At 33.1% G+C, this 25,275-nt stretch carries 20 protein-coding genes, 1 tRNA gene, 3 rRNA genes and 1 riboswitch; all 24 genes read right to left on the reverse strand.

Annotation, left to right across the window (positions count from 1 at the left end; all coding sequences use genetic code 11):
* Nucleotides 1–19: 19 nt before the first annotated feature.
* The 24 genes from ACN6I1_RS12905 to hemL all read right to left on the reverse strand — a co-directional run bounded on the left by ACN6I1_RS12905 (nucleotide 20) and on the right by hemL (nucleotide 25,275).
* Nucleotides 20–2,242 (reverse strand): DUF3553 domain-containing protein, encoded by a 2,223-nt coding sequence (locus tag ACN6I1_RS12905; RefSeq protein ID WP_419742150.1) that lies wholly within the window; start codon nucleotides 2,240–2,242, stop codon nucleotides 20–22.
* Nucleotides 2,243–2,451: 209 nt separating this feature from the next.
* Nucleotides 2,452–3,273, reverse strand: coding sequence for an energy-coupling factor ABC transporter ATP-binding protein (locus tag ACN6I1_RS12910; RefSeq protein ID WP_419742151.1), 822 nt, complete (start codon nucleotides 3,271–3,273; stop codon nucleotides 2,452–2,454).
* 9 nt (nucleotides 3,274–3,282) lie between these two features.
* Nucleotides 3,283–3,963 carry a cobalt ECF transporter T component CbiQ gene (gene cbiQ / locus ACN6I1_RS12915; protein ID WP_419742152.1) on the reverse strand — a complete coding sequence of 227 codons (681 nt, stop codon included), beginning with the start codon at nucleotides 3,961–3,963 and terminating at the stop codon, nucleotides 3,283–3,285.
* A complete protein-coding gene (locus ACN6I1_RS12920; RefSeq protein ID WP_021428421.1) occupies nucleotides 3,957–4,256 on the reverse strand; it encodes an energy-coupling factor ABC transporter substrate-binding protein in 300 nt (99 codons plus the stop codon). The genes cbiQ and ACN6I1_RS12920 overlap by 7 nt, the downstream gene beginning before the upstream one ends.
* Complete coding sequence (locus ACN6I1_RS12925; protein WP_021428387.1) at nucleotides 4,228–4,968, reverse strand: energy-coupling factor ABC transporter permease; 741 nt, start codon at nucleotides 4,966–4,968, stop codon at nucleotides 4,228–4,230. Before ACN6I1_RS12925 ends, ACN6I1_RS12920 begins: the two co-directional genes overlap by 29 nt.
* A 190-nt stretch (nucleotides 4,969–5,158) precedes the next feature.
* A riboswitch (cobalamin riboswitch) is annotated at nucleotides 5,159–5,333 on the reverse strand.
* Between the two features lie 224 nt (nucleotides 5,334–5,557).
* Nucleotides 5,558–5,959 (reverse strand): DUF1667 domain-containing protein, encoded by a 402-nt coding sequence (locus ACN6I1_RS12930; protein ID WP_021428369.1) that lies wholly within the window; start codon nucleotides 5,957–5,959, stop codon nucleotides 5,558–5,560.
* 2 nt (nucleotides 5,960–5,961) lie between these two features.
* Nucleotides 5,962–7,206 carry an NAD(P)/FAD-dependent oxidoreductase gene (locus ACN6I1_RS12935; RefSeq protein ID WP_195948309.1) on the reverse strand — a complete coding sequence of 415 codons (1,245 nt, stop codon included), beginning with the start codon at nucleotides 7,204–7,206 and terminating at the stop codon, nucleotides 5,962–5,964.
* The gene (locus ACN6I1_RS12940; RefSeq protein ID WP_419742153.1) at nucleotides 7,196–8,656 is read right to left on the reverse strand and encodes an NAD(P)/FAD-dependent oxidoreductase; all 1,461 of its coding nucleotides are present in this window, start codon (nucleotides 8,654–8,656) and stop codon (nucleotides 7,196–7,198) included. Before ACN6I1_RS12940 ends, ACN6I1_RS12935 begins: the two co-directional genes overlap by 11 nt.
* 162 nt (nucleotides 8,657–8,818) lie before the next feature.
* Nucleotides 8,819–9,589: a glycerophosphodiester phosphodiesterase family protein gene (locus ACN6I1_RS12945; RefSeq protein ID WP_419742154.1), complete on the reverse strand. Its 771-nt coding sequence runs from the start codon at nucleotides 9,587–9,589 to the stop codon at nucleotides 8,819–8,821.
* A gap of 93 nt (nucleotides 9,590–9,682) precedes the next feature.
* Nucleotides 9,683–11,218: a glycerol kinase GlpK gene (gene glpK / locus ACN6I1_RS12950; protein WP_419742155.1), complete on the reverse strand. Its 1,536-nt coding sequence runs from the start codon at nucleotides 11,216–11,218 to the stop codon at nucleotides 9,683–9,685.
* A gap of 46 nt (nucleotides 11,219–11,264) precedes the next feature.
* A complete protein-coding gene (locus ACN6I1_RS12955; protein WP_021428400.1) occupies nucleotides 11,265–12,035 on the reverse strand; it encodes an MIP/aquaporin family protein in 771 nt (256 codons plus the stop codon).
* A 212-nt stretch (nucleotides 12,036–12,247) separates the two neighbouring features.
* A complete protein-coding gene (locus ACN6I1_RS12960; protein WP_021428407.1) occupies nucleotides 12,248–12,799 on the reverse strand; it encodes a glycerol-3-phosphate responsive antiterminator in 552 nt (183 codons plus the stop codon).
* A 354-nt stretch (nucleotides 12,800–13,153) separates the two neighbouring features.
* Complete coding sequence (locus tag ACN6I1_RS12965; protein WP_024619944.1) at nucleotides 13,154–13,699, reverse strand: NADH peroxidase; 546 nt, start codon at nucleotides 13,697–13,699, stop codon at nucleotides 13,154–13,156.
* A gap of 160 nt (nucleotides 13,700–13,859) precedes the next feature.
* Nucleotides 13,860–14,405, reverse strand: a complete 546-nt coding sequence (locus ACN6I1_RS12970) for an NADH peroxidase (protein WP_419742156.1) — start codon at nucleotides 14,403–14,405, stop codon at nucleotides 13,860–13,862.
* A gap of 376 nt (nucleotides 14,406–14,781) precedes the next feature.
* Complete coding sequence (locus ACN6I1_RS12975) at nucleotides 14,782–15,696, reverse strand: CPBP family intramembrane glutamic endopeptidase (protein ID WP_419742157.1); 915 nt, start codon at nucleotides 15,694–15,696, stop codon at nucleotides 14,782–14,784.
* A 215-nt stretch (nucleotides 15,697–15,911) separates the two neighbouring features.
* Complete coding sequence (locus ACN6I1_RS12980) at nucleotides 15,912–16,361, reverse strand: rhodanese-like domain-containing protein (protein ID WP_021428527.1); 450 nt, start codon at nucleotides 16,359–16,361, stop codon at nucleotides 15,912–15,914.
* A gap of 664 nt (nucleotides 16,362–17,025) precedes the next feature.
* A 5S ribosomal RNA gene (rrf, locus tag ACN6I1_RS12985) occupies nucleotides 17,026–17,142 on the reverse strand.
* Nucleotides 17,143–17,153: 11 nt separating this feature from the next.
* Nucleotides 17,154–17,227, reverse strand: a tRNA-Gly gene (locus tag ACN6I1_RS12990).
* Nucleotides 17,228–17,283: 56 nt separating this feature from the next.
* A 23S ribosomal RNA gene (locus ACN6I1_RS12995) occupies nucleotides 17,284–20,198 on the reverse strand.
* Nucleotides 20,199–20,412: 214 nt separating this feature from the next.
* Nucleotides 20,413–21,914: ribosomal RNA gene (locus ACN6I1_RS13000) — 16S ribosomal RNA — on the reverse strand.
* The 16S, 23S and 5S rRNA genes sit together here with 1 tRNA gene alongside, the layout of an rRNA operon.
* A gap of 263 nt (nucleotides 21,915–22,177) precedes the next feature.
* Nucleotides 22,178–22,756, reverse strand: a complete 579-nt coding sequence (locus ACN6I1_RS13005; protein WP_053833217.1) for a precorrin-2 dehydrogenase/sirohydrochlorin ferrochelatase family protein — start codon at nucleotides 22,754–22,756, stop codon at nucleotides 22,178–22,180.
* A 39-nt stretch (nucleotides 22,757–22,795) separates the two neighbouring features.
* Nucleotides 22,796–23,245, reverse strand: coding sequence for a hypothetical protein (locus ACN6I1_RS13010; RefSeq protein WP_419742158.1), 450 nt, complete (start codon nucleotides 23,243–23,245; stop codon nucleotides 22,796–22,798).
* Nucleotides 23,246–23,379: 134 nt separating this feature from the next.
* Entirely contained in the window at nucleotides 23,380–23,733 is a 354-nt protein-coding gene (locus ACN6I1_RS13015; RefSeq protein WP_021428159.1) for a carboxymuconolactone decarboxylase family protein, read from the reverse strand.
* Nucleotides 23,734–23,976: 243 nt separating this feature from the next.
* Complete coding sequence (gene hemL, locus ACN6I1_RS13020; protein ID WP_021428147.1) at nucleotides 23,977–25,275, reverse strand: glutamate-1-semialdehyde 2,1-aminomutase; 1,299 nt, start codon at nucleotides 25,273–25,275, stop codon at nucleotides 23,977–23,979.

A 25,275-nucleotide genomic window follows, 5' to 3' on the forward strand; every position in this document is an offset into this window, starting at 1 on the left:
CCCCCTTAAAACTTTTATTTTATAATAAATCAAGTGTCGTATATTCTTTATTTATCTTCTTTATACCTTGATTATTAAAAGCTATTGTTAAGTCAGATCCAACAGCTGCTACTACAGTTCCTACCCCAAATTTAGGATGATAAACCTTTGAACCTAATTTTATATCATCAGATGTAGGTTCTGGTTTATTTTCTTTTATAGTGGCATTTACCTTATTTGCTACACTAGCCTTGTTCATAGATTTCATATATTTTTGCTTATATTTATCTAATATATTGTAATTAGCTTTAGAATAACTTAATTCATGTTCTTCTTTATTTAATTTTTCTATACACTCCTCTGGAAGTTCTTCCATAAATCTAGATTGTATAGATGGATTAGTTTTTCCATAAAGAGTTCTTTTCTTTGTAAGTGTCATGAAAAGTTCTTTTTTAGCTCTTGTTATTCCAACATAACAAAGTCTTCTTTCTTCCTCTATATCAGATTCACTCATAGATCTTACTGCTCTAGATATAGGGAATAATCCTTCTTCCATACCAACTAAATGGACAACTGGAAACTCAAGTCCCTTAGATGTATGGATTGTCATAAGTGATACTCTGTCATTTTCTTCATCATCACTTTCTGTTGAAGTAAGAGCTACATTAGTTAAAAATGTTTCTAAATCTTTTTCTTCACTACTATTTTCAAATTCAATAGCAATTGATATAAACTCTTTTAAGTTATCTATTCTGTCTTGAGCGTCTTCATTTTTATCTTTTTCAAGTTCATCTAAATATCCAGTAACATCTAAAACTTTTTCTATAAGTTTACTTACTGAGTAAGCATCCTTTATTACTCTAAGAGTTCCTACTAAATCTACAAATCCATTTATGTTTGCTCTAGCCTTTGTAGATATATCAGAGTTAGTATCTACATCTAAAAGAACCGAGAATATACTTTCTTGCTTTAAGCTAGCTCTATCTTCTATTTTTTCTATTGTTCTAAGTCCAATTCCTCTTTTAGGAACATTTATTATTCTCTTTAAAGATATATCATCTTGAACATTTTGAAGAACTCTTAAGTATGCAACCAAATCTTTTATTTCTTTTCTTTCATAGAATTTAGTTCCTCCATATATATTATATGGTATTTGATTTCTATTTAAAGCATCCTCTATAGCACGGGCTTGTGCATTTGCTCTGTATAATACAGCAAAGTCTTTAAAAGGTTTATTTTGTTTTCTATGAATTCTCCATATATTATCAGCAACAAAATCCGCTTCTTCTATCTCGTCTGATGTTACCTGTATTTTAATCTTTTCGCCTTCTTTTTGCTCACTCCAAAGTTTTTTTCTCTTTCTTTCTATATTATTAGAGATAACTGTATTGGCTGCATCTAATATAACTTGAGTTGATCTATAATTTTGTTCTAATTTTACTACATGAACATCATCATAGTCTCTTTCAAATTCAAGTATATTTCTTATATCTGCACCTCTCCATCCATATATACTTTGGTCATCATCTCCAACAACACATATGTTTTGATGCTCTTTGGCTAGTAACTTTATAAATTCATATTGAGCTTTACTTGTATCTTGGTACTCATCTACCATTATATATCTGAATTTATTTATATAGTAGGCTAGTACACTTTCTTCCTTTTTTAATAACTCAACAGTTTTTATTATTAAATCATCAAAATCTAACGCACTATTTCTTTTTAAACGGTCTTGGTATAAAGTATATACATCTGCAATTTTATTCATTCTCGCATCATTTCTATGCATATCTTTATATTCTTTAGGACTTAATAATTTATCTTTTGCTCCAGAAATGTAACTTATAACTACTTTAGGTTCAAAAGATTTATCACTTAAGTTTAATTCCTTTAAACAATCTTTAACCAAAGTAACTTGGTCTGAACTATCATATATAACGAAAGATCTATTATATCCGATTCTATTTATATCTTTTCTAAGAATTCTAACACAGCATGAATGGAAAGTTGTTATCCACATATCTTTAACATCCGAATCTATAGTTTCTTCAACTCTTTCCTTCATTTCATTTGCAGCTTTATTTGTAAATGTTATTGCTAATATATTACTAGGATGCACTCCTTTATTTTTCATAAGATGAGCTATTCTTGTTGTTAAAACTCTCGTTTTTCCTGAACCAGCTCCTGCTAATATAAGCACTGGACCTTCTGTTTTTAATACCGCTTCTTTTTGGGCGGGGTTTAGTGAATCTATATCCATCATTACCTCCTGATTGTATATGTTATATGTATATTTTAATCTATTATCTATATTTATTCAAATTTATTAAAAGCCCATATTAATCATATCCATTTTTTTAATTTTTCCTACAAAGAAAAAATCCTCAGATATATATCCAAGGATTAAATTTAGACTAAAGGTATTTATTTATTATATATATATTAATCTTAACTTAATAAGATTAGGGGCTAATTATTAACAGAATTTATACATATTTTATTAAAATAATCGTATAAATCCTCTTCTTTTCTAAATAAAGGTAAATTCATATTTTTGTGTATTTTTACAAGCCATGGACTATTTAATCCTGCTTCTTTAATTTTTAAATCATCTTTAAAAACTTCATTAGAATTTCCTTCAATTGTTATCTTGCCTTTATTTAAAACATATATGTAGTCACAAAGGTCATATATTAAATCCATATCATGACTCGATATAACTACCTTTATACCCTTTTCACATAATTCTTTTAATATTTTTATAATAGCTTTTGTACTTATTGGGTCTAATCCAGCTGTTGGCTCATCTAATAAAACAACTTTGTTTTCCATGGCTATAACAGATGCTATAGCTACTCTTTTTTTCTGACCATAACTTAAAAAATGTACTGGTTTATCTATTAAATCTATAGCATTAACCAATTCTAATGCTCTATAAACTTTTTTATTTATTTCACTTTCTTCTAACCCTATATTTCTTAAAGAAAATGCAACATCATCATATACTCTTGAATAAAATATCTGCTTATCTGGATCTTGAAATACTATACCTACATCTCTTCTTAAATTATATAGATCTTTCTTTTTATAACTTAACTCTTTACTATTATAAATAATTTTTCCTGCTGAAGGTTTCAATATGCCCATTAAGTTCATAAATAAAGTTGACTTTCCTGACCCATTTGAACCTATTATTCCAATCATATTCCCATTTGAAAAATCTAAACTTATATTGTCTAATGCTTTATTATTTTTTTCATATTTATATGTTAAGTTTTCTACTTTAAACATTTTAGTCTCCTATACGTGAAATTTACCATCATACAACTTTATATCTAAAGATATACTCATATCTTCATATCTTCTCATCATTCTAAAGAATAATGTTTTTATAAGTAATGACATTGAATTATATGATGTTCTTAAATTCGTATACCCAAATTTTAGTTGTTGTGATTTATATATTTCTTCTGCTTCTTCTATAAATATAAATATAAATCTATAAATTAAAATCATCAATTCTATAAGTGTATGTGGAATATGTAGTTTTTTTAATACTATTATTAATTGATTAAATGGAGTCGTAAGTATTAAGAAATAAATTGATATAATACAACTCATAGCTCTAAGTAATATGTTTACTGAGCTTTTTACAGCAAATTCAGTAGTACCTATGTATAATCCTAATATATTTACATTGAATATATAATCTTTATTTTCAAATGATATATTAATCAAATTTAACCCAATACCTATAATTAAAAAAATTATAGGTATTTTTAAACATTTAATGTATAGTTTCATATCTACTCTTGCTATAAATAGTATTAAAGCTGTCATAAATAGCATTATAAGTATATGTATATTTGCATTTTGGGTAATCATAGAAGCTATAACTCCTATAAATGTAATTCCTAATTTTATCAATGGATTTACATTTTTTATATTATTTAAATATGCACAGTTGTCAATTTCTAACATTTATCTTTTTTTCCTTTTTTATATCCTAAAAAATATCCAATTATTCCTGCCCCTATAGCTGCTTGAGTAGAGAAAAGTAAACTTTCAATCTCACCACTAGGTGGTTCATATAAGCTATTAAACCAAGGCTTATAATTAGGATTTATTTCACTAATTAAAGATTCTGCTTCTCCATCAGCACCTCCGTATTCAGCAGTTGAGTTTAATATTAACGGAGTTATTATTAAGATTACTGTTAAAATTAATAATAGTATATTTTTATTTCTAGTTTTGACTTTCGAATTTGTACTCATCTTCTACAACTCCTTCTTCATTTTGTGTTATTAAATTGTATACTAATGTAGTTAATAATCCTTCTGCAATTGCTATAGGTATTTGAGTTATAAAGAATACACCTAAAAATTTTACTAATGATCCTAATATACCTCCTGCTGGATCAGGGAATGCTAATGCTAATTGAGTTGCAGTTACAGTATATGTAGCTAAATCTCCTAATGCTGCAGAAAAAAATACACTTTTCCCTGTACTAATGTTTCTTTTTTTACAGAATTTAAATATTAAAAATGATACTATAGGACCTACTATCGCCATAGAAAAAGCATTTGCTCCTAAAGTTGTAAGTCCTCCATGTGCAAGAAGTATAGCTTGAAATAGCAAAGCTATAGTTCCAACTACTGCCATTACAGATGGCCCAAACAATATTGCTCCTAGACCTACACCAGTAGGATGTGAACAACTACCTGTTAAAGATGGTATTTTTAAAGCTGATAGTACGAATACAAATGCACCTGCTAGAGCTAATAGTACTTTCTTTTTAGGATCAGCTTTTACTATTTTATTTATTGATTTTAACCCGTATATGAAAAATGGTATAAATACGACAGTCCATAATATAGACCATTGCATAGGTAAGAATCCTTCCATGATGTGCATTGCATGTGAAGTCACAGGATTTAAGATTACAAGTAGTAACCCTGCTATAACTGATAATTTTAAATAATTCATTTTAAATCCCTCTCTTTTTTTATTTAGTACATTATTGTTTCATGTGATAAAATGACTAAATCAACTCTAAGTTTTAAAGGGCATACATAAAAAAATCCCAATCTTTGGATTAGGATTTAATAACATGACAAAGCGAACATAGTAGTTTTAAACTATGATACTTTCAATTATTTTCCTTCACCCCGAAGAACTTAATTTTTCAATTATAGGCAGGTCTCCTGGCTTAGCTTCTCTTTACTCCTTTTCCTTCCCGTAAAATTCACAGTGGTTTTAAAAGTTTCATCAGCTTTACAGTAGCGGGGGCTGCAGAGGATTTTAACCTCTTTCCCTATTAATTTTAAAAAACCTATAATCTCTAATATTTAATTATAATTTATCACATACTCTATCTATTATATATAATTCTATAAAAATTTCTATATTCCTCTAAAATTTTTATTTTTATTTTTTATACTTAAGTATATTTAACCAACTATATAGTTATTACTAAAATAAGTTATATACTTTAATAATTCTAACAATAAAAGTAACCTCCTTTAAATATATTTATATCTAAAGAAGGTTATTTTTATTGTCCATTAATTTTTTATTATATACAATCTCTTAATTCATGATCACTATTTTTATCACTTGTATTCATACTTTCCATACTCTTAGAACTTACAATATCAACACCTGTTCCTAATATGTCTTTAACTATAATATCTCCCACATTAACAGGTGCACATACGCATACTTTATCTAAAACTTTCATAATATCAAACATTAACTCTTTAGGCACAGAGTCATTAGTTTTAACTGGAAGTAAGTTTAAATAAGAACCGCTAAGTTTAACTGTAGTAGTTATAACTCTTCTTGGATTTGTAACTTCCTCTACTCCATATTTTGCTCCTCTTTTACATGTGTTTCCTTCAACTTTATACTCTCCATCAACTTTACTTACAACTAATGAACATCCCATTGGACATACTGTACAAGTAACATTTTTCATAATTATGCCTCCTCTACACTTACAATTATATTTCCTTTAATATCTTTAAATAAATCTTTACTAATTTTTATATTCTCCATCTCTGAAGGTATCATATGAGGTCTCTTTTTCTCTAAAATAATTTCATCGTTACTTCTAACAACTAACTTTTTATTTTTACAAATTTCTCTTACTCTCATAAATAAATTTACATCTTCATCGCTACTAACATCTATATTTTGAGGAACTATATATATAATTCCATTATCTGCAACTGTATTTACTTCTTTATTTTTATTTAACTTGTTTAAGCAATATAAAGCTGCGTTCTTTCCAGCTATCTTACTTTCTTTTGTAACAAAATCAACTAAGTCATGAACATGGACAACATTCCCACATGCAAACACACCATCTACATTTGTAGCCATAGAATTATTTACAATAGGTCCACTAGTTTTATTGTCTAATACAACTCCAGCTTCAACACTCAATTCATTCTCAGGTATAAGTCCAACAGATAAAAGAAGAGTATCACAGCTTATATATTCTTCTGTTCCTTTTATAGGTCTTCTGTTTTCATCTAATTTACTAATTGTAACCCCTTTTACTCTTTCTTTTCCATCTATATGTGTTATTCCTGTACTTAACATTAAAGGTATATCAAAGTCATCTAAACATTGAACAATATTTCTAGTTAATCCACTTGAATGTGGGTTTATTTCAACTACTGCCTTTACTTTAGCTCCTTCTAATGTCATACGTCTTGCCATTATAAGCCCTATATCACCAGACCCATATATAACAATTTCTTTTCCTACCATATATCCTTCCATATTAGAAAGTCTTTGAGCAGCTCCAGCATTATAAACTCCTGCTGGTCTATATCCAGGTATATCTATCGCTCCTCTTGTTCTTTCTCTACATCCCATTGCTAAAACTATAGCATCTGCTTTTATATTTATTATTCCATCTTCACCTAAAGCTTCTATAGTCTTATCTTCACTTATATTTAAAACCATTGTATCTAGCATATATTCAATATTTTCTTGTTTAACCATTTCTATGAATTTATGAGCGTACTCTGGTCCTGTTAATTCTTCTTTAAACTCGTGTAATCCAAAACCATTGTGTATACATTGATTAAGTATTCCACCTAATTCTCTGTCTCTTTCTATTATAAGTACATCTTTTGCACCATTTCTTTTAGCTTCAACTGCTGCACCTAAACCTGCAGGTCCTCCTCCAACAACTACAACATTATATTTCAACTAACTCACCCCTTAATTCTTTTGATTTTCCTAATACAGTATTAGAGTTTTCGTAGTCTTTTAAAACATCTTCCACATCTATTTTAAGTTCTCTTGCTAATATTTCTATAACTTTAGGTCCGCAAAATCCTCCTTGGCATCTTCCCATACCTGGTCTTACTCTTCTTTTGACTCCATCTAATGTTCTAGCTCCACATAGTGAATTTATTGCATCTATAATTTCGCCCTCTGTTATACTTTCGCATCTACAAACTATTTTTTTATATCTTGGATCTTTCTTCATAATTTCTTCTTTTTCTTCTTGAGTCATTTTTATGAAAGGTTTATTCTTATGTCTCTTAGACTCAAACTTTTTATTTTCACTTAACATTAATCCTTCTTCTTTAAGAATTTCTACAACATATTTTGCAACTGCTGGTGCTGATGCAAGACCTGGTGATTCTATTCCTCCAACATTTATAAAGTTTTTACATTTCTTTGATGCAAATATCATAAAGTCTCCTGTATTTGGAGTTGCTCTAAGTCCTGCAAAACTAGTGATTGTTTTTCTGAAATCAATATTTTCTATAGTCTTTTTAGAGCTATTTACGATTTCACTAATTCCTTCTTTTGATGTAGATACATCTTCTTTTTCATCTACAGCAGTAGCATTTGGACCTACTAATAAATTTCCATGTACCGTTTGTGTAACCAATACACCTTTTCCTTTTTCAGTTGGACATTGGAATAAAACATGATTAGCAATTTTACCTTCACTTTTATCTAATATTTTATATTCTCCTTTTCTAGGTATTATAAAATATTCATCTCCACCTATCATGTTATTTATCTTATCAGCAAAAACTCCAGCTGCATTTACAACATATTTAGCTTTTATATTGTTTTTGTTTTTTATTTTTATATTGAAACAATCTCCTTCTTTAACTATGTCTGAAACTTCAGATTCTAGTTTTAAATCTACCCCATTAAACATAGCATTTTCCATAAGTGCTATATTTAAGTTAAATGGACAAACAATTCCTGCACTCTCACAAAGTAATGCTCCAACTACATTGTCATTAACATTTGGTTCTAGTTCTAATACTTCTTCTTTATTTAATACTTTTAATCCAGTAGCTTTATTTTCTAATCCTCTTTCGTATAAACCTCTAACGTGTTTCATTTCTTCTTCATCAAATGCTAAAACTAACGATCCTATTTGTTTAAAGTCTACGTTTAAATCTTTACATAAATCTTTATATAATTTATTACCTTCTATATTTAACTTAGCTTTTAAGCTTCCAACCTTTGCATCATATCCACCATGCACTATAGCACTATTTGACTTAGTAGTTCCTTGGCAAACTTCTATTCCTTTTTCTATAACTACTGTTTTTAAATTATACTTTGATAATTCTCTAGCTATGGCACTTCCACTTATCCCTGCTCCTATTATTGCTATATCATACATAATTTTGCCTCCTTGAAAAAAAAATAGAGAGCCCCCCTATACAATGTATAGAAGGCTCTCTTATCTCTTCGCCATAATATTTCATTTTTTAAAATCGTTTTCCTTTTATAATTCTATATTATCATAGATTATTTTAACTGTCACTACCCTAAATTATTTTGGTTATATATTTGCTTCACAAACTATATCCTCTTTATACTTATATGATTTAGGGAATCTATCCGCTATATCTGTAAATATACCTGTAACCCCCCAATTAAATAGTTGATTAGCTCTTGCTAGGTCATTTACAGTCCAAACATTAATTTTATATCCATAACTTCTAAATTTTTCTACCATTTCTTTAGTTAAGCCTTCATTTTGTGGATGTATATAATCAGCTCTGCACATTTCCATAATAGAAGACCAATCATCTTGTAAAGTGTGTGTTTCAAATAAACATCCTACAGAAGTATTTGGACTTAAATCTTTAAATTTAGATAGCATTAATGGGTTAAAACTCGATACAATAACTCCTATATCACCATCTAATTTATTTAAAGCTTCTACAAATCTCTCTATAAGTTCTTGAGTTAATTCTTTACCTCCGCAACATGATTTTAATTCAAAATTGACGTTTAATTTATATTTATTTATCAATTCAATCAACTCATCTAAAGTAGGTATTTTTTCTCCAATATAATCGTCACCAAACCAACTTCCTGCATCTATATGCTTTAAATCTTCTTTACAAATATCATATAAAGACCCTGTTTTGTTAGTGCATCTGTCTAGTGTATCATCATGGTTTATTACTAGAGTTTTGTCTTTTAAAATATCAATGTCACATTCAAACCATTTTATTCCTTTATCCTTGCATAATGAAAATGCTGATAAAGTATTTTCTGGTGCTAATGTAGACATTCCTCTATGAGCAAATAGTATTTTTTCCATTTTATCTCCTTTATTGCTTAATACCAATATCTATAAATCTTTAATTTTTTTACTATTTACTTTAATTATATAACTTTTACTTGTAATCTATCATTAATTTTTTGCACTAGCTAACTCTTTTTCAAATTCTTCGTCTTCTTTTGCCCATAAAAGAGATCTATTTACTGCTCTTTTCCATCCTTTGTATAGTAAGTTTCTTTTTTCTTCACTCATGTTTGGCTCAAATTCTTTTTCTAATGACACAGACTTTTTAATATCCTCTTTATTTTCATAGAATCCTACTGCTAACCCAGCAAGATATGCTGCTCCTAACGCCGTAGTTTCAAGTACTTTAGGTCTGTTTATGCTTACATTTAATATATCTGATTGGAACTGCATTAAGAAATTGTTAGCACTAGCTCCACCATCAACTTTAAGGTTTTTAAGCTCTAAGCCTGAGTCCTCTTGCATAGCATTTAATACATCTTTTACTTGATATGCTATTGATTCAAGTGTAGCACGAACTAAGTGAGCTCTGTTGGCTCCGCGAGTAAGACCCATAACAGATCCTCTTGCATACATATCCCAATACGGTGCTCCAAGTCCTGCAAAAGCTGGAACTACATATACACCATTAGTATCTTTTACACTCTCAGCATAGAATTCACTTTGCTTAGCATCATATAGTATTCTTAATTCATCCCTTAACCATTGTATAGATGCTCCACCTATAAATATACTTCCTTCTAGCGCATATTCTACTTTACCATCAACACCCCAAGCTATAGTTGTAAGTAATCCATTTTTTGACTCAACCATCTTCTCTCCAGTGTTCATAAGCATAAAACAACCTGTTCCATAAGTGTTTTTAGCGCATCCTTCTTCAAAACAAGTCTGACCAAATAATGCTGCTTGTTGATCTCCTGCACATCCAGCTATAGGAATTTCCGCTCCACCTAACATATACTCATCAGTGTGTCCATATACATAACTAGATGGTTTAACATCTGGTAACATACTTTTTGGTATATCTAGTATTTCTAATATTTCATCATCCCATTTTAAATCTTTTATATTATATAACATTGTTCTTGCTGCATTTGAGTAATCTGTAACATGCACCTTACCTCTAGTTAAGTTCCATATTAACCATGTATCTACTGTTCCGAATAATAATTCTCCATTTTCAGCTTTCTCTCTAGCACCCTCAACATTATCAAGTATCCATTTTATCTTAGTTGCTGAAAAATATGCATCAAGAATCAATCCTGTTTTATCTTTTATTTTATCTTTATATCCTTTAGCTTCTAATTCATCACATATCTGAGATGTTCTTCTACATTGCCATACAATTGCGTTATATACCGGCTTACCTGTATTCTTATCCCAAACTATAGTAGTTTCTCTTTGATTTGTTATACCAATACCACAAACTTGTTCTGGTTTAATGCCATTAGTTTCTAACACTTCTCTCATTACACCACTTTGACTTCCCCATATTTCCATAGGATTGTGTTCTACCCATCCTGGCTTTGGATAAAATTGAGTAAATTCTTTTTGTGACGTAGCTACTAAATTTCCTTCTTTATCAAATAATATAGCTCTTGAACTTGTAGTTCCTTGATCTAATGCCATCATATATTTTTTCATATCGCTTTGCCTCCAATAATTATTTATTTTAAATCCTTGATGTATTTTAATTCATGTATTTTTTAACGCCTTTATCGAATACAAATCCTGCAAGGATGGCTCCTATTATAGGTCCCACTATAGGTACCCAAAAATACATGTCAGGTCCTAGTGCTCCGCTTCCCCAACCTGCTAAAACAGCAAACATCTTAGGCCCAAAATCTCTTGCTGGATTCATTGCAAAGCCTGTTAATACTCCAAAACTAGCTCCTATTATAGCTATTGTTATTCCTATAAAAACTGGTGCTAAATTTGACATAGGTTTGTTTGAATTTTTTTCTTCGCCTACTGCTAATATCACTATGACTAACAACATAGTTATGAAAGTTTCTACAAGTAATGCATCAAATGAATTTAATGCAGCATTTGGATAAGTAGAAAATATACCTGCTGTAGTAAGTCCGTTTGAACCAGCTCTTACTATATTATTTGCATTCTCAAATGATAAGAATAGCTTATTAAATAACAAGTAAACTGTTGCTGCTCCTGCAAAACATCCTAGTATTTGAGCTATAATATATGGCAATACTTTTTTCTTTGGAAAATCTCTGTGTACCATTAATGCAATTGTTACAGCTGGATTTATATGAGTACCTGATACTGCTCCAGTTACATATATTGCAATTGTTACAGCTAACCCCCATATTATTCCTATTTCCCATTGAGAAACATCTGCTCCACTTAATACCATAGATGCTACAGCTCCACACCCTATAAAAATCAATATCCATGATCCAATAAATTCAGATATGCACTCTCCTAATAAAGTCTTTTTCAACTCAATACCTCCCTTGATATTTTATGTAATTAGTCAAATAAGGCAAAAAAACAGAGAGCTCCTATCATTTTTATAGGGGGCTCTCTCATCTCCAGCCAGTTATTAATTTAATTAAATGCTATCACGAAAACATTTTCCAGTCAATAAAATACTTTGTTAGATATTTAATAAACTAAACTGCTATATCAATTGAAAAAGCTACTTTTTCTGAATTACCACATATCGATATCCGTAGTAGATATAGCCATAGCTCCAGCTGATAATCCACCAATTATTTCTTCTTTTCTATCTATTAATCCTCCACATATAATAGGTACGTTGGGATAAGTTTTGTTCATTTTTTTTATTACCTTTTGAATTACACCTGGCATAATTTCTATCGCATCTGGTTTTACTCTCTTTAAACTTTCAATTGCATTCTCAAGAGACATAGAATCTATAAAGAAAAATCTTTGAACAACTTTTAAGTCTAATTCTATAGCTCTTTTAACTATATTAGTTTTAGTTGTTATTATCCCATCCAAATTGAATTCTTTTTTCATATAATCTACAGCTATAGGACTAGATGAAAGCCCTGTTATCATATCAATATGAACAAATACCTTCTTATTATGTTCATGTAAAATTTGTATTTTTTCTTTTAAAGTAAGGATATCTTCATTTAGTAAAAAAACAATATCTCCATCTGAATTTGCAGCATCTTCTAAATGTGCATCACCCTTTATCGCACAAATTATTGGGTTTAATTCTAATAATTCTTTCATATATGCCTCCTCGCTTTTGCTCCAATCTATTATTTATTTAAATTTAAAACAATAAATTATGTCTAGCAAAACCTTTGCCTTTTATAAAATTTATTATATCACTTTTTTTAAAATAAGATATTATTGTTTTTTAATTTTAAATTTTATTATAAAACATTTCTTTATAAAATATTTTATAAAGTATGTGTTTTTTGTTAGCATTTTATCATTCAGTGTAAAACTTCCAAAAACTTTTTATAAATAGTACATACTATATATTTATTTTTCATATAAATTTTATTTTGAATCACAAAATAAGCCCTCATATTAGTATTTTAATTTACTAACATGAGGGCTTATTTATATATCTAATTATTATTTTCCAAAATGTCTATTTAATAATCCCAAGAATGCTTTTCCATGTCTAGCTTCATCTTTACACATTTCATGAACTGTATCATGTATAGCATCTAATCCTAATTCTTTAGCTTTTTTAGCTAATTTCAATTTTCCATCAGTTGCTCCGTATTCAGCTTCTACTCTTGCTTTTAAGTTAGCTTGTGTATCTGCTACTACTACTTCTCCTAATAACTCTGCAAATTTAGCTGCATGTTCTGCTTCTTCAAATGCTATTCTTTTATATGCTTCTGCTACTTCTGGGTATCCTTCTCTGTCTGCTTGACGACTCATTGCTAAGTACATTCCTACTTCTGTACATTCACCTGTAAAGTTAGCTCTTAATCCTTCTATTACTTCTGGATCTATTCCTTGAGCTACTCCTATTCTATGCTCGTCTGCCCAAACCATTTCACCTTTCATTTCTTCGAACTTATCAGCTCCAACTTTACATACTGGACAAATCTCTGGTGCTGTTTCTCCTTCATGTATATATCCGCATACTGTACAAACAAATTTTTTCATGTTTAAAATCCTCCCTGTATTTAATGTAATTTTTAATTTTCCACGTTAATTATCATTAATTTGTTAACGTTTTTCCTAGTGCCTAAATATATACCCAAAATATGTTACTTTAAACATATTTTCAGATATATATTTAAGTTATTTATCAAATCTCTATATATTATTTCCCAAAATGTCTATTTAATAATCCTAAGAATGCTTTTCCATGTCTAGCTTCATCTTTACACATTTCATGAACTGTATCATGTATAGCATCTAATCCTAATTCTTTAGCTCTTTTAGCTAATTTTAATTTTCCATCAGTTGCTCCATATTCAGCTTCTACTCTTGCTTTTAAGTTAGCTTGTGTATCTGCTACTACTACTTCTCCTAATAACTCTGCAAATTTAGCTGCATGTTCTGCTTCTTCAAATGCTATTCTCTTATATGCTTCTGCTACTTCTGGGAATCCTTCTCTGTCTGCTTGACGACTCATCGCTAAGTACATTCCTACTTCTGTACATTCACCTGTGAAGTTAGCTCTTAACCCTTCTACTATCTCTGGATCTACTCCTTGAGCTACTCCTATTCTATGCTCGTCTGCCCAAACCATTTCACCTTTCATTTCTTCAAACTTATCTGCTCCAACTTTACATACTGGACAGATTTCTGGTGCTGTTTCTCCTTCATGTATATATCCACATACTGTACAAACAAATTTTTTCATATTAAAATCCTCCCTTTAACCTTATATATATATTAATTTAATTAGTTTCTAAATTTTTATTAACTTGTTATAGTATATATATACCCGCCGTCTTTCTTACTAAACATAAATTTAAAAATAAATCTTATAAAATTTAAAATTATCATAATTATTCTAAAATTTTAACTAAAATAGATAATCCTGTTAAATTTTATTTTTGATTTATATCTTACTATACTTATTTTCCCAAATTTTTCATTTTAATTCAAGTAATAATTACAACTTTTTATAATAATAATTTTTCTATATAAAAAATGGTTCCTATTAAATATAGGAACCATCTGCTTAACACTACTTTAATTTTCAAAACATGTTTTCTCTATATACTGCAATAATCTTACCTAAGATTTTTTAAAGAATCTCTTTTGCTTAAAAATAACATTATAAATATTAAAACCAAAATTACAAAACTACATACCATTCCAGCTTCAGGTCCAAATGGTCCCCCTGTAATAAACTCATTTCCTACTAAATTTAAGTCAACTATACTTCCTACTCCGACATCATTTCCACTAACTTGGAATCCAAATATATTGCCTTGAGCAAAATTCCATGCACTGTGAATTCCACAAGCAACCCATAAGCTACCAGTATTTATAACTATTAATCCAAGTAAAATTCCAACTAATACAATATTTAGCATCGCTACATAATTTATACCAGGATTCTCAGAATGTATCAATCCAAAGAACACAGATGATAGTATTAGCCCAACTGTAATATTGTATCTAGCACCTAATACATTCATTAGCCACCCTCTAGTTACTATTTCTTCTGTTGCACCTTGTATCAACCATCCTATTAAGATTATTGAAATATTTAATAATGCTGCTGTTCCTACTGGCTGCAGTGAGTTTGTTTCAATTGTTATAAATCCAAATATATATAATATAAATACTACGGTACTCATCATAAGAAGTCCTATAAGTAATCCTGATGCATATTTTACAAGCCAACTCTCTTTATAAAATCCTAAAGTTGATATTTCTCTTCCTTCTATGGCTAGTACCCAAATAAATACTATTGATGATATCAACCCAAATGCAAGCAACTGAACAAATTGTATTATTAAATTCTGATTCTGCATAAAGAAATCACTCTTTGATATCGATGTCAATATAGGTCCAAATATTAATTGTCCAGTATTTATACCTCCTTTTATAAATAAGTATGCTAACAACATAGATAGGAAGAAATTAAGAAGTACTCTACTTTTTTTAGCATCTTCTGTCATCCTAGTTTTTTCTATCATTATAATGTTCCTCCTTATAAAAAATAAGATTATTTTCAATTTAACTAGTATATATATCTTTTCTAGATTAAATCTACTTTATACATAGTTTAATTATTTCTTACATTTAAACTATGTTAATTTAATGTTTGTTTAGCTTCTACAATTTTTTAAATCATTATAATTTCCTTATAATTAAAAAAGTTACCTATATATAATATAGGTAACTTTAAAATTTATTTTTCTAACAATTCTTTATACGGCCAACCTTTTTGACCCTTTTCTAATATAAACATTCTATCTGATTTTATTCCTTTAGATTCTAAATAGTTTATTGTGTTCTTAGCTCCACTTCCACCACCTGGGCATACAACTATTATAGGATTATCATTTTCTTCTAACTTAGGTAAAACTGTATCTATCTTAGCCTTTTCTTCATCCTTTTCTGCAGGATAAGCATAAGTAGGAATAGTTCCCTCTATATGATGTTTATCATAGTCTTCTTTAACTTGTATATCAACAAGTGTAATATCTTTTTTACTTTCTATTGCTTCTTTTAATTGGTCTGCTGTATAGTAATTATACTTCTTTTCACCTTCAGCAGATTCTTTATCTTTGCTACCACATCCAACTAGAGATAACGTTATCACTAGAAGCATACTACATAATAATAAAATTTTCTTCATAATTCCCCTCCTGATTTGTTATACTATTAAATTTTAACATTATTAGACAATTCACTTCCAATAGTTTTTATCTATTTTAAACTTAAAATCGATAGTTTTTACCTATATTACCCCTTTATACTTGTTTGTCTTTTATTATCTCTTTATTTCATATCATAGCTACGCGATTCTCTTTTTATTTAATCTCATCTCCTACACTCGTAATCATTCTTTATTTTACACAACAAAAGTGGTTAAGATTTAGTTTGCAACTCAATGGTCATTCAAAGCATCTTCCCTTATTTCTTCATATCATACTTTACAAGCGTGATCTTTTTTATTTTATACATCAAAAAATGGTTAGTATTAAGTTACAATGCAGAAGTCATTTTAAAGCATCTTCTCTTATCCTTTAACGCATACCGTACAAGCGTAATTCTTATTTATTTTACACAACAAAAAGTGGTTAAGGTTTAATTTGCAACGCAGTGGTCATTTTAAAGCATCTTCTCTTATCCTTTAACTCATACCGTACAAGCGTAATTCTTATTTATTTCACACAACAAAAAGTGGTTGATATTTAGTTTGCAGCGCAGTGGTCATTTAAAGCATCTTCTCAGCTTTATGACCCAAGCGCAAACTAAATATCAACCACTACACAAATCCACGTAAAATAAAAAAGATTACGCGGCTACGTCCTACTCTCCCAGGCAGCTTCCCACCAAGTACCATCGGCGCTAAAGAGCTTAACTTCTGTGTTCGGAATGGGAACAGGTGTATCCTCTTTGCTATAATAACCACATAATCTTTATTTGGAGCGGGTGAAGGGGATCGAACCCTCACAGCCGGCTTGGAAGGCCGGAACTCTACCATTGAGCTACACCCGCATATATTTTGAGTTAGTACTCTAAAAACTGAATAACATTTGTAAGATTAAATAATCTTGGTCAAGTCCTCGATCTATTAGTATCGGTAAGCTACATACATTGCTGCATTTACACCTCCGACCTATCAACCAGGTAGTCTTCCTGGGATCTTACCCTTACGGTGGGAAATCTTATCTTGAAGTTGGCTTCGCGCTTAGATGCTTTCAGCGCTTATCCATTCCGTACATAGCTACCCAGCCATGCCCTTGGCAGAACAACTGGTACACCAGAGGTACGTCCATCCCGGTCCTCTCGTACTAAGGACAGGTCTCCTCAAATTTCCTACGCCTGCGACGGATAGGGACCGAACTGTCTCACGACGTTCTGAACCCAGCTCGCGTACCACTTTAATGGGCGAACAGCCCAACCCTTGGGACCTACTACAGCCCCAGGATGTGATGAGCCGACATCGAGGTGCCAAACCTCCCCGTCGATGTGGACTCTTGGGGGAGATAAGCCTGTTATCCCCAGGGTAGCTTTTATCCGTTGAGCGATGGCCCTTCCATGCGGAACCACCGGATCACTAAGTCCGACTTTCGTCCTTGCTCGACCTGTATGTCTTGCAATCAAGCTCTCTTCTGCCTTTACACTCTACGCACGATTTCCGACCGTGCTGAGAGAACCTTTGAGCGCCTCCGTTACTCTTTGGGAGGCGACCGCCCCAGTCAAACTGCCCACCTGACAGTGTCCCAATACCTGATTCAAGGTATCTGGTTAGAATCTCAGTACTACAAGGGTGGTATCCCAAGGATGGCTCCACCAAGACTGGCGTCCTGATTTCATAGCCTCCCACCTATCCTGTACATGTAGCACCAAAATTCAATGTCAAGCTACAGTAAAGCTCCATGGGGTCTTTCCGTCCTGTCGCAGGTACCCGGCATCTTCACCGGGATTACAATTTCACCGAGTCTGTTGTTGAGACAGTGCCCAAATCGTTACGCCTTTCGTGCGGGTCGGAACTTACCCGACAAGGAATTTCGCTACCTTAGGACCGTTATAGTTACGGCCGCCGTTTACTGGGGCTTAAGTTCACTGCTTCGGATAAATCCTAACAGATCCCCTTAACCTTCCAGCACCGGGCAGGCGTCAGCTCCTATACATCGTCTTGCGACTTAGCAGAAACCTGTGTTTTTGGTAAACAGTCGCTTGGGCCTATTCTCTGCGGCCACCTCGGGCGTTAACCCTAACGTGGCACCCCTTCTCCCTAAGTTACGGGGTCATTTTGCCGAGTTCCTTAACAACAGTTCTCTCGCTGGCCTTAGGATACTCTCCTCACCCACCTGTGTCGGTTTGCGGTACGGGCACCTTTAATCTCGATAGAAACTTTTCTCGACAGTGTGAAATCAGCTACTTCGCTACTTAATTTCGCTCCCCATCGTACCCCAGCATTATCATGGCGGATTTGCCTGCCTTGACTGCCTCAGTACTTAGCCACACATAACCAACAGTGTGGTTAGCTTATCCTACTGTGTCATTCCATCTCTCAAACGATTATCGGTGGTACAGGAATCTCAACCTGTTGTCCATCACCTACGCCTTTCGGCCTCGGCTTAGGTCCCGACTAACCCAGGGCGGACGAACCTTCCCCTGGAAACCTTGGGTTTACGGCCCGTGGGATTCTCACCCACGTCTCGCTACTCATGCCAACATTCTCACTCCTATACTGTCCACACGTCCTTACGGTCATGCTTCAGCCTGCATAGGAAGCTCCCCTACCTATCATAAATGATATCGTAGCTTCGGTAGTAAGTTTTAGCCCCGGTAATCTTCGGCGCAGGATCACTCGACCAGTGAGCTATTACGCACTCTTTAAATGAGTGGCTGCTTCTAAGCCAACATCCTGGTTGTCTATGCAATCCCACATCCTTTACCACTTAACTTACATTTAGGGACCTTAGCTGACGATCTGGGCTGTTGCCCTCTCGACTATGAATCTTATTACCCACAGTCTGACTCCCAAGTATAAAATAACGGCATTCGGAGTTTGATAATCTTCGGTAAGCTCAATGCCCCCTAGGATATTCAGTGCTCTACCTCCGTATTTCTCAACCTTGAGGCTAGCCCTAAAGCTATTTCGGGGAGAACCAGCTATCTCCGAGCTCGATTGGAATTTCACCGCTATCCACAAGTCATCCCCGAGCTTTTCAACGCTCGTGGGTTCGGACCTCCACGAAATTTTACTTTCGCTTCATCCTGCTCATGGATAGGTCGCTCGGTTTCGGGTCTACGACAGCAAACTTAACGCCCATTTAAGACTCGCTTTCACTACGGCTCCATACCTTAAGTACTTAACCTAGCTTACTATCGTAACTCGTTGGCCCGTTCTACAAAAAGTACGCGGTCACACATATAAAGTGCTTCCACAGCTTGTAAGCGCAGGGTTTCAGGTTCTATTTCACTCCCCTCCCGGGGTTCTTTTCACCTTTCCCTCACGGTACTATGCGCTATCGGTCACTAAGTAGTATTTAGCCTTGGAGGATGGTCCCTCCTGCTTCCCACAGGGTTTCACGTGTCCCGTGGTACTCTGGATCACATCTAAAGTCTTCTCGTTTCAACTACGTGGCTATTACACTTTATAGCGGAGCTTTCCAACTCTCTTCGTTTACGATACCTCTTCGTTGATGATGTGTCCGCAACCCCAGCGAAGAAAACTTCACTGGTTTGGGCTATTCCGCGTTCGCTCGCCGCTACTTACGGAATCGAATTTCTTTCTTTTCCTCCGGGTACTTAGATGTTTCAGTTCCCCGGGTTCCCCTCACTAAGCTATGTATTCACTTAATGATACTTAGACATTACTCTAAGTGAGTTTCCTCATTCGGAAATCTTCGGATCAAAGTTTACGTGCAACTCCCCGAAGCTTATCGCAGCTTATCGCGTCCTTCATCGGCTCTTAGTGCCAAGGCATCCGCCCTGCGCCCTTAATAACTTGACCAGTTATTAAATGACTTCGCCAATGTCCATTCGTCAATATGACTCATGTCCCATTGCTTAAAAGTGTTATTTTTTAAAGAGTTTTCTTCTCTTATAATTGGTTTATTTAATCATCACTAAATGTTATGCAGTTTTCAAAGTACTAAAGTACAATTAAGTACTAATTTTGAGAACAATAAGCTCTCAAAATTAAACAGTAGGCAATTACTCCTTAGAAAGGAGGTGATCCAGCCGCACCTTCCGATACGGCTACCTTGTTACGACTTCACCCCAGTCATTGGTTTCACCTTCGACGGCCGCTTCCTAAAAGGTTAGCTAACCGGCTTCGGGCGCCCCCAACTTCCATGGTGTGACGGGCGGTGTGTACAAGACCCGGGAACGCATTCACCGCAGCATTCTGATCTGCGATTACTAGTAACTCCAGCTTCATGTAGGCGAGTTTCAGCCTACAATCCGAACTGAGAATGGCTTTAAGGGATTAGCTCCACCTCGCGGCTTGGCAACCCTCTGTACCACCCATTGTAGCACGTGTGTAGCCCTAAGCATAAGGGGCATGATGATTTGACGTCATCCCCACCTTCCTCCGAGTTATCCTCGGCAGTCCCTCTAGAGTGCCCAACTTAATGCTGGCAACTAAAGGCAAGGGTTGCGCTCGTTGCGGGACTTAACCCAACATCTCACGACACGAGCTGACGACAACCATGCACCACCTGTCACCACTGTCCCCGAAGGGAAATCTCCGATTAGGGAGAGGTCAGTGGGATGTCAAGCTTAGGTAAGGTTCTTCGCGTTGCTTCGAATTAAACCACATGCTCCGCTACTTGTGCGGGTCCCCGTCAATTCCTTTGAGTTTCACTCTTGCGAGCGTACTTCCCAGGCGGAGTACTTAATGCGTTAGCTGCGGCACCGAGGGGGGTAACCCCCGACACCTAGTACTCATCGTTTACGGCGTGGACTACCAGGGTATCTAATCCTGTTTGCTCCCCACGCTTTCGTGCCTCAGTGTCAGTTACAGTCCAGAGAGCCGCCTTCGCTACTGGTATTCCTCCTAATATCTACGCATTTCACCGCTACACTAGGAATTCTACTCTCCTCTCCTGCACTCAAGTTCTCTAGTTTCAAAAGCTTACTACGGTTGAGCCGTAGCCTTTCACTTCTGACTTAAAAAACCACCTACGCACCCTTTACGCCCAGTAATTCCGGATAACGCTAGCCCCCTACGTATTACCGCGGCTGCTGGCACGTAGTTAGCCGGGGCTTCCTCCTCAAGTACCGTCATTATCTTCCTTGAGGACAGAGCTTTACGACCCGAAGGCCTTCATCGCTCACGCGGCGTTGCTGCATCAGGCTTTCGCCCATTGTGCAATATTCCCCACTGCTGCCTCCCGTAGGAGTCTGGACCGTGTCTCAGTTCCAGTGTGGCCGATCACCCTCTCAGGTCGGCTACTGATCGTTGCCTTGGTAAGCCATTACCTTACCAACTAGCTAATCAGACGCGGGTCCATCCTGTACCGCCGGAGCTTTGATATAAAAGCCATGCGACTTTCATATGTTATCCCGTATTAGTATACCTTTCGGTATGTTATCCGTGTGTACAGGGCAGGTTACCCACGCGTTACTCACCCGTCCGCCGCTCTCTCCGAAGAGATCGCTCGACTTGCATGTGTTAGGCACGCCGCCAGCGTTCATCCTGAGCCAGGATCAAACTCTCAAATATAATTTAAAAAGTTGTCCATCGCTCAGCTAATCATTATCTGAATATCTGGCTTGGTTGTTTGTGTTTAATTCTTTTAAAAAAGAATTTTTATAATTAACCTACTGTTTAATTTTCAAAGTTCATTTTTGTTTTGCCCTTTTCTTAAGGACAAGTAATACTTTACCATCATTTAAAAATAACGTCAATACTTTTTAAAAACTTTTTTCTATTTTTTTATTTATTTTATGCGGAATTACCTCTTCTTCCCTCAAATTTCAACATTTTTAAACTATATATTTTTTTAGTTCTTCAATGTTTAAATTTATAATTTCATTTAGTAATTGCTTTTTTTTAACTGGATCATCATATTTTTTTAGAATTTTACATCTTAATTCGCCTAGTAATTGTATATATTCTTCATAACTATCATCATAAACTATTTCTAAATCTTTTTTTATCTTAGATGCTAATGATGGACTTTTTCCTGAAGTGGATACTCCTATAATAAGATCTCCTCTTTTAATGGTAGATGGAACTATATAGCTAGATAAGGTTGGATTATCTACTACATTTACAAGTTTATTTTTCTCAGCGCAATACATACCTATAGACTTATTTATATCTCTATTATTAGTAGCTGCAACAACAATAAAGCTATTTTCTATATATTCTTCTTTATATTCATCTCTGATTAATTCAATTTTACTTTCTATATCTTTAAATTTTTCATTAAAGTCTAAAGATATAACCTTAACCTTATATCCAAAATCAATAAAGTTCTTTGCTTTCCTATAAGCTATTTTCCCACCTCCTATAATTGTTATCTCTTTATAATCTAAGTTCACCATAATAGGGTAGTTCATCTTATAATTCCTTTCTATACTTTTAATGTCTATTTTATATTATATACCACCTCCTTCTTTTTCTACCTCTTTTTGAACTCTTCCAAACGATATTTCTTTATCTTCTGCCCCTGTATATACATATGCTTTAGTTAAATCTTCAACTGTACTCTCTAGCTCTTGCATAAATTGAGTGTATGCAAAGTCAAACTTAGGATCACTTTCATCCTTTCCAAAAACACTATAAATTAGCGATTCTATCATTTGATCCATACCCCATAATTTAAGATGTATAAGCTCGTGAATTACCAAAGCTTCTAAATTAGTATGTTTTCTATTGTAATTATTTATCATCAAAACAGCTTGTTTTACATCTCTATCTATCTTTATATCTCCACTTTTTCTCCATTCTTTATCAACTAACTCAATTTTAATATCCCAATCTCTAATTCTAAGAATATCTTGCCACTTATCCAAATATTGCTCTACTAAATCATTCTTTAATTTCATAAATACTTCTCCTTTTTGAATATAAAAATAAATAACTTTAATATGTTTATTTCTATAATCAAAAAGGAGTACCTCTATTTTTATTATAGAAATACTCCTAACTAATAACTATTTATTATATTAATATATTTATATTAAATAAAATCTTTTTCAAACTCATCTATACAATCTTTTAATAAAGTAGCACTATACGCCATAGAAGGTCCTCCTCCAAACCCAACTGCAACCATAGCTGCTTCCATTATTTCCTCTCTTGTAGCTCCAAGCTCTAATGCTGCATATGTATGACAAACTATACAATACTCGCAACGATTATATATACCTATCGCTACACTTATAAGCTCTTTTGTTTTAGTAGTTAAAGCTCCTTCTTTATAACCAGAGTTTAAAAGCCCCATAAATGCTTCTACATTTTCTTGGTTTGTTTCACTTATAGCCCCTAATCCTTCTTTAAATGAATTTAATATTCCTCTTACGTCTTTTTTCATGTTAAATCCCCCTTATGTTATAAGCCCTTAAAAATAGTTAGTATACTAACTTTATTTGTAAATTATACTATTTTAAAATATCCCATGTAAAGGATATACATCTTTACTCCTACTTTTATTAATTATACATATAGAAAAAAACTATAAACTTAGCTATGTGTGTAAACAATATTGCTATTAAGTTGTAAATTTATTTAAATTTAAAAAAGTGTTGAATAGAAAATTTCTATTCAACACTTTTGATTATAAGTTATGAGCAGCCTTTAAAGCTTCATAACTAGCTTTTATAGTTTCATCTATTATCTCATCTGTATGAGCATTAGATAAGAACATTGCCTCAAATTGAGTAGGAGCAAGTAAAATCCCTCTATTTAATAGCTCCTCGAAGTATTTATTAAACATAGGTACATTACACTTAGTAACATCATCATAATTGTTTATTGGTCCTTCTGCAAAGAATAAACAAACTAAAGACCCAGCTCTATTTACAGTGTAATTTAATCCAAGTTTTTCAACATTTGATCTTAGACCTTCTTCTAGTTTTATAGCTTTTCTTTCTAATTCACTATAAACTTCTGGTCTATCTCTTAATATCTCTAAGTTCTTTTTACCCATGTACATAGCTAATGGATTACCTGATAAAGTACCAGCTTGGTATACAGGCCCTACAGGAGAAACCATATCCATAATTTCTTTTTTACCACCATAAGCCCCTACAGGAAGTCCAGCTCCTATTATTTTCCCGAAGCATGCCATATCAGGTTCTATTCCATAATATCCAACTGAACTGTTGTAAGCTAATCTAAATCCAGTTATAACTTCATCAAAAATTAAAACCGTTCCGTATTCTTTAGTTATATCTCTTAAAAATTGTATGAATTCTTTTTTACCTGGAACAACTCCCATATTTCCTGCTACAGTCTCTAGTATAACAGCAGCTATCTCATTACCATGCTCTTCAAACATAGCTTTAGTAGCTTCTATATCATTATATCTAGTTACTAAAGTATCTTTTACAACATCCTCTGGTACTCCAGGGCTTGTTGGTACTCCATATGTTATAGTTCCTGACCCAGATTTAACTAAAAGTGCATCTGAATGCCCATGATAACATCCTTCAAACTTTAATATTTTATTTCTATTAGTGTAAGCTCTTGCTACTCTTAGCGCACTCATAGTAGCTTCTGTTCCAGAGTTTACCATACGAACTTGATCTATTGCAGGATAAGCTTCAACTATAAGCTTAGCCATATCAACTTCTATAGCTGTTGGAACCCCATAACTTGTACCTTTTTTTACAATTTCTTCAATTCCATCTACTATTTCTTTTGGGCTATGACCTAACATAAGTGGTCCCCATGAACATATGTAATCTATATATTCATTTCCATCTACATCATATATTTTACATCCTTCTGCTCTATCTATAAAAACAGGGTCTAATCCTACTGATTTAAATGCTCTAACTGGGCTGTTTACGCCACCTGGGATGTACTTAGTTGCTTCTTCATATATTTTTAGTGACTTTTCATTTTTTCTCAT

Origin of the sequence: Paraclostridium dentum (genome assembly GCF_048568265.1) — a bacterium.
Classification (GTDB): Bacteria; Bacillota; Clostridia; order Peptostreptococcales; family Peptostreptococcaceae; genus Paraclostridium; species Paraclostridium dentum.

Excerpts from the sequence above, each read along its gene's own strand:
- ACN6I1_RS12905 (WP_419742150.1), bottom strand. The coding sequence starts at position 2,242 with ATGGATATAGATTCACTAAACCCCGCCCAAAAAGAAGCGGTATTAAAA.
- ACN6I1_RS12910 (WP_419742151.1), bottom strand. The coding sequence starts at position 3,273 with ATGTTTAAAGTAGAAAACTTAACATATAAATATGAAAAAAATAATAAA.
- cbiQ (WP_419742152.1), bottom strand. The coding sequence starts at position 3,963 with ATGTTAGAAATTGACAACTGTGCATATTTAAATAATATAAAAAATGTA.
- ACN6I1_RS12920 (WP_021428421.1), bottom strand. The coding sequence starts at position 4,256 with ATGAGTACAAATTCGAAAGTCAAAACTAGAAATAAAAATATACTATTA.
- ACN6I1_RS12925 (WP_021428387.1), bottom strand. The coding sequence starts at position 4,968 with ATGAATTATTTAAAATTATCAGTTATAGCAGGGTTACTACTTGTAATC.
- ACN6I1_RS12930 (WP_021428369.1), bottom strand. The coding sequence starts at position 5,959 with ATGAAAAATGTTACTTGTACAGTATGTCCAATGGGATGTTCATTAGTT.
- ACN6I1_RS12940 (WP_419742153.1), bottom strand. The coding sequence starts at position 8,656 with ATGTATGATATAGCAATAATAGGAGCAGGGATAAGTGGAAGTGCCATA.
- ACN6I1_RS12945 (WP_419742154.1), bottom strand. The coding sequence starts at position 9,589 with ATGGAAAAAATACTATTTGCTCATAGAGGAATGTCTACATTAGCACCA.
- glpK (WP_419742155.1), bottom strand. The coding sequence starts at position 11,218 with ATGAAAAAATATATGATGGCATTAGATCAAGGAACTACAAGTTCAAGA.
- ACN6I1_RS12960 (WP_021428407.1), bottom strand. The coding sequence starts at position 12,799 with ATGAAAGAATTATTAGAATTAAACCCAATAATTTGTGCGATAAAGGGT.
- ACN6I1_RS12965 (WP_024619944.1), bottom strand. The coding sequence starts at position 13,699 with ATGAAAAAATTTGTTTGTACAGTATGCGGATATATACATGAAGGAGAA.
- ACN6I1_RS12970 (WP_419742156.1), bottom strand. The coding sequence starts at position 14,405 with ATGAAAAAATTTGTTTGTACAGTATGTGGATATATACATGAAGGAGAA.
- ACN6I1_RS12975 (WP_419742157.1), bottom strand. The coding sequence starts at position 15,696 with ATGATAGAAAAAACTAGGATGACAGAAGATGCTAAAAAAAGTAGAGTA.
- ACN6I1_RS12980 (WP_021428527.1), bottom strand. The coding sequence starts at position 16,361 with ATGAAGAAAATTTTATTATTATGTAGTATGCTTCTAGTGATAACGTTA.
- ACN6I1_RS13005 (WP_053833217.1), bottom strand. The coding sequence starts at position 22,756 with ATGAACTACCCTATTATGGTGAACTTAGATTATAAAGAGATAACAATT.
- ACN6I1_RS13010 (WP_419742158.1), bottom strand. The coding sequence starts at position 23,245 with ATGAAATTAAAGAATGATTTAGTAGAGCAATATTTGGATAAGTGGCAA.
- ACN6I1_RS13015 (WP_021428159.1), bottom strand. The coding sequence starts at position 23,733 with ATGAAAAAAGACGTAAGAGGAATATTAAATTCATTTAAAGAAGGATTA.
- hemL (WP_021428147.1), bottom strand. The coding sequence starts at position 25,275 with ATGAGAAAAAATGAAAAGTCACTAAAAATATATGAAGAAGCAACTAAG.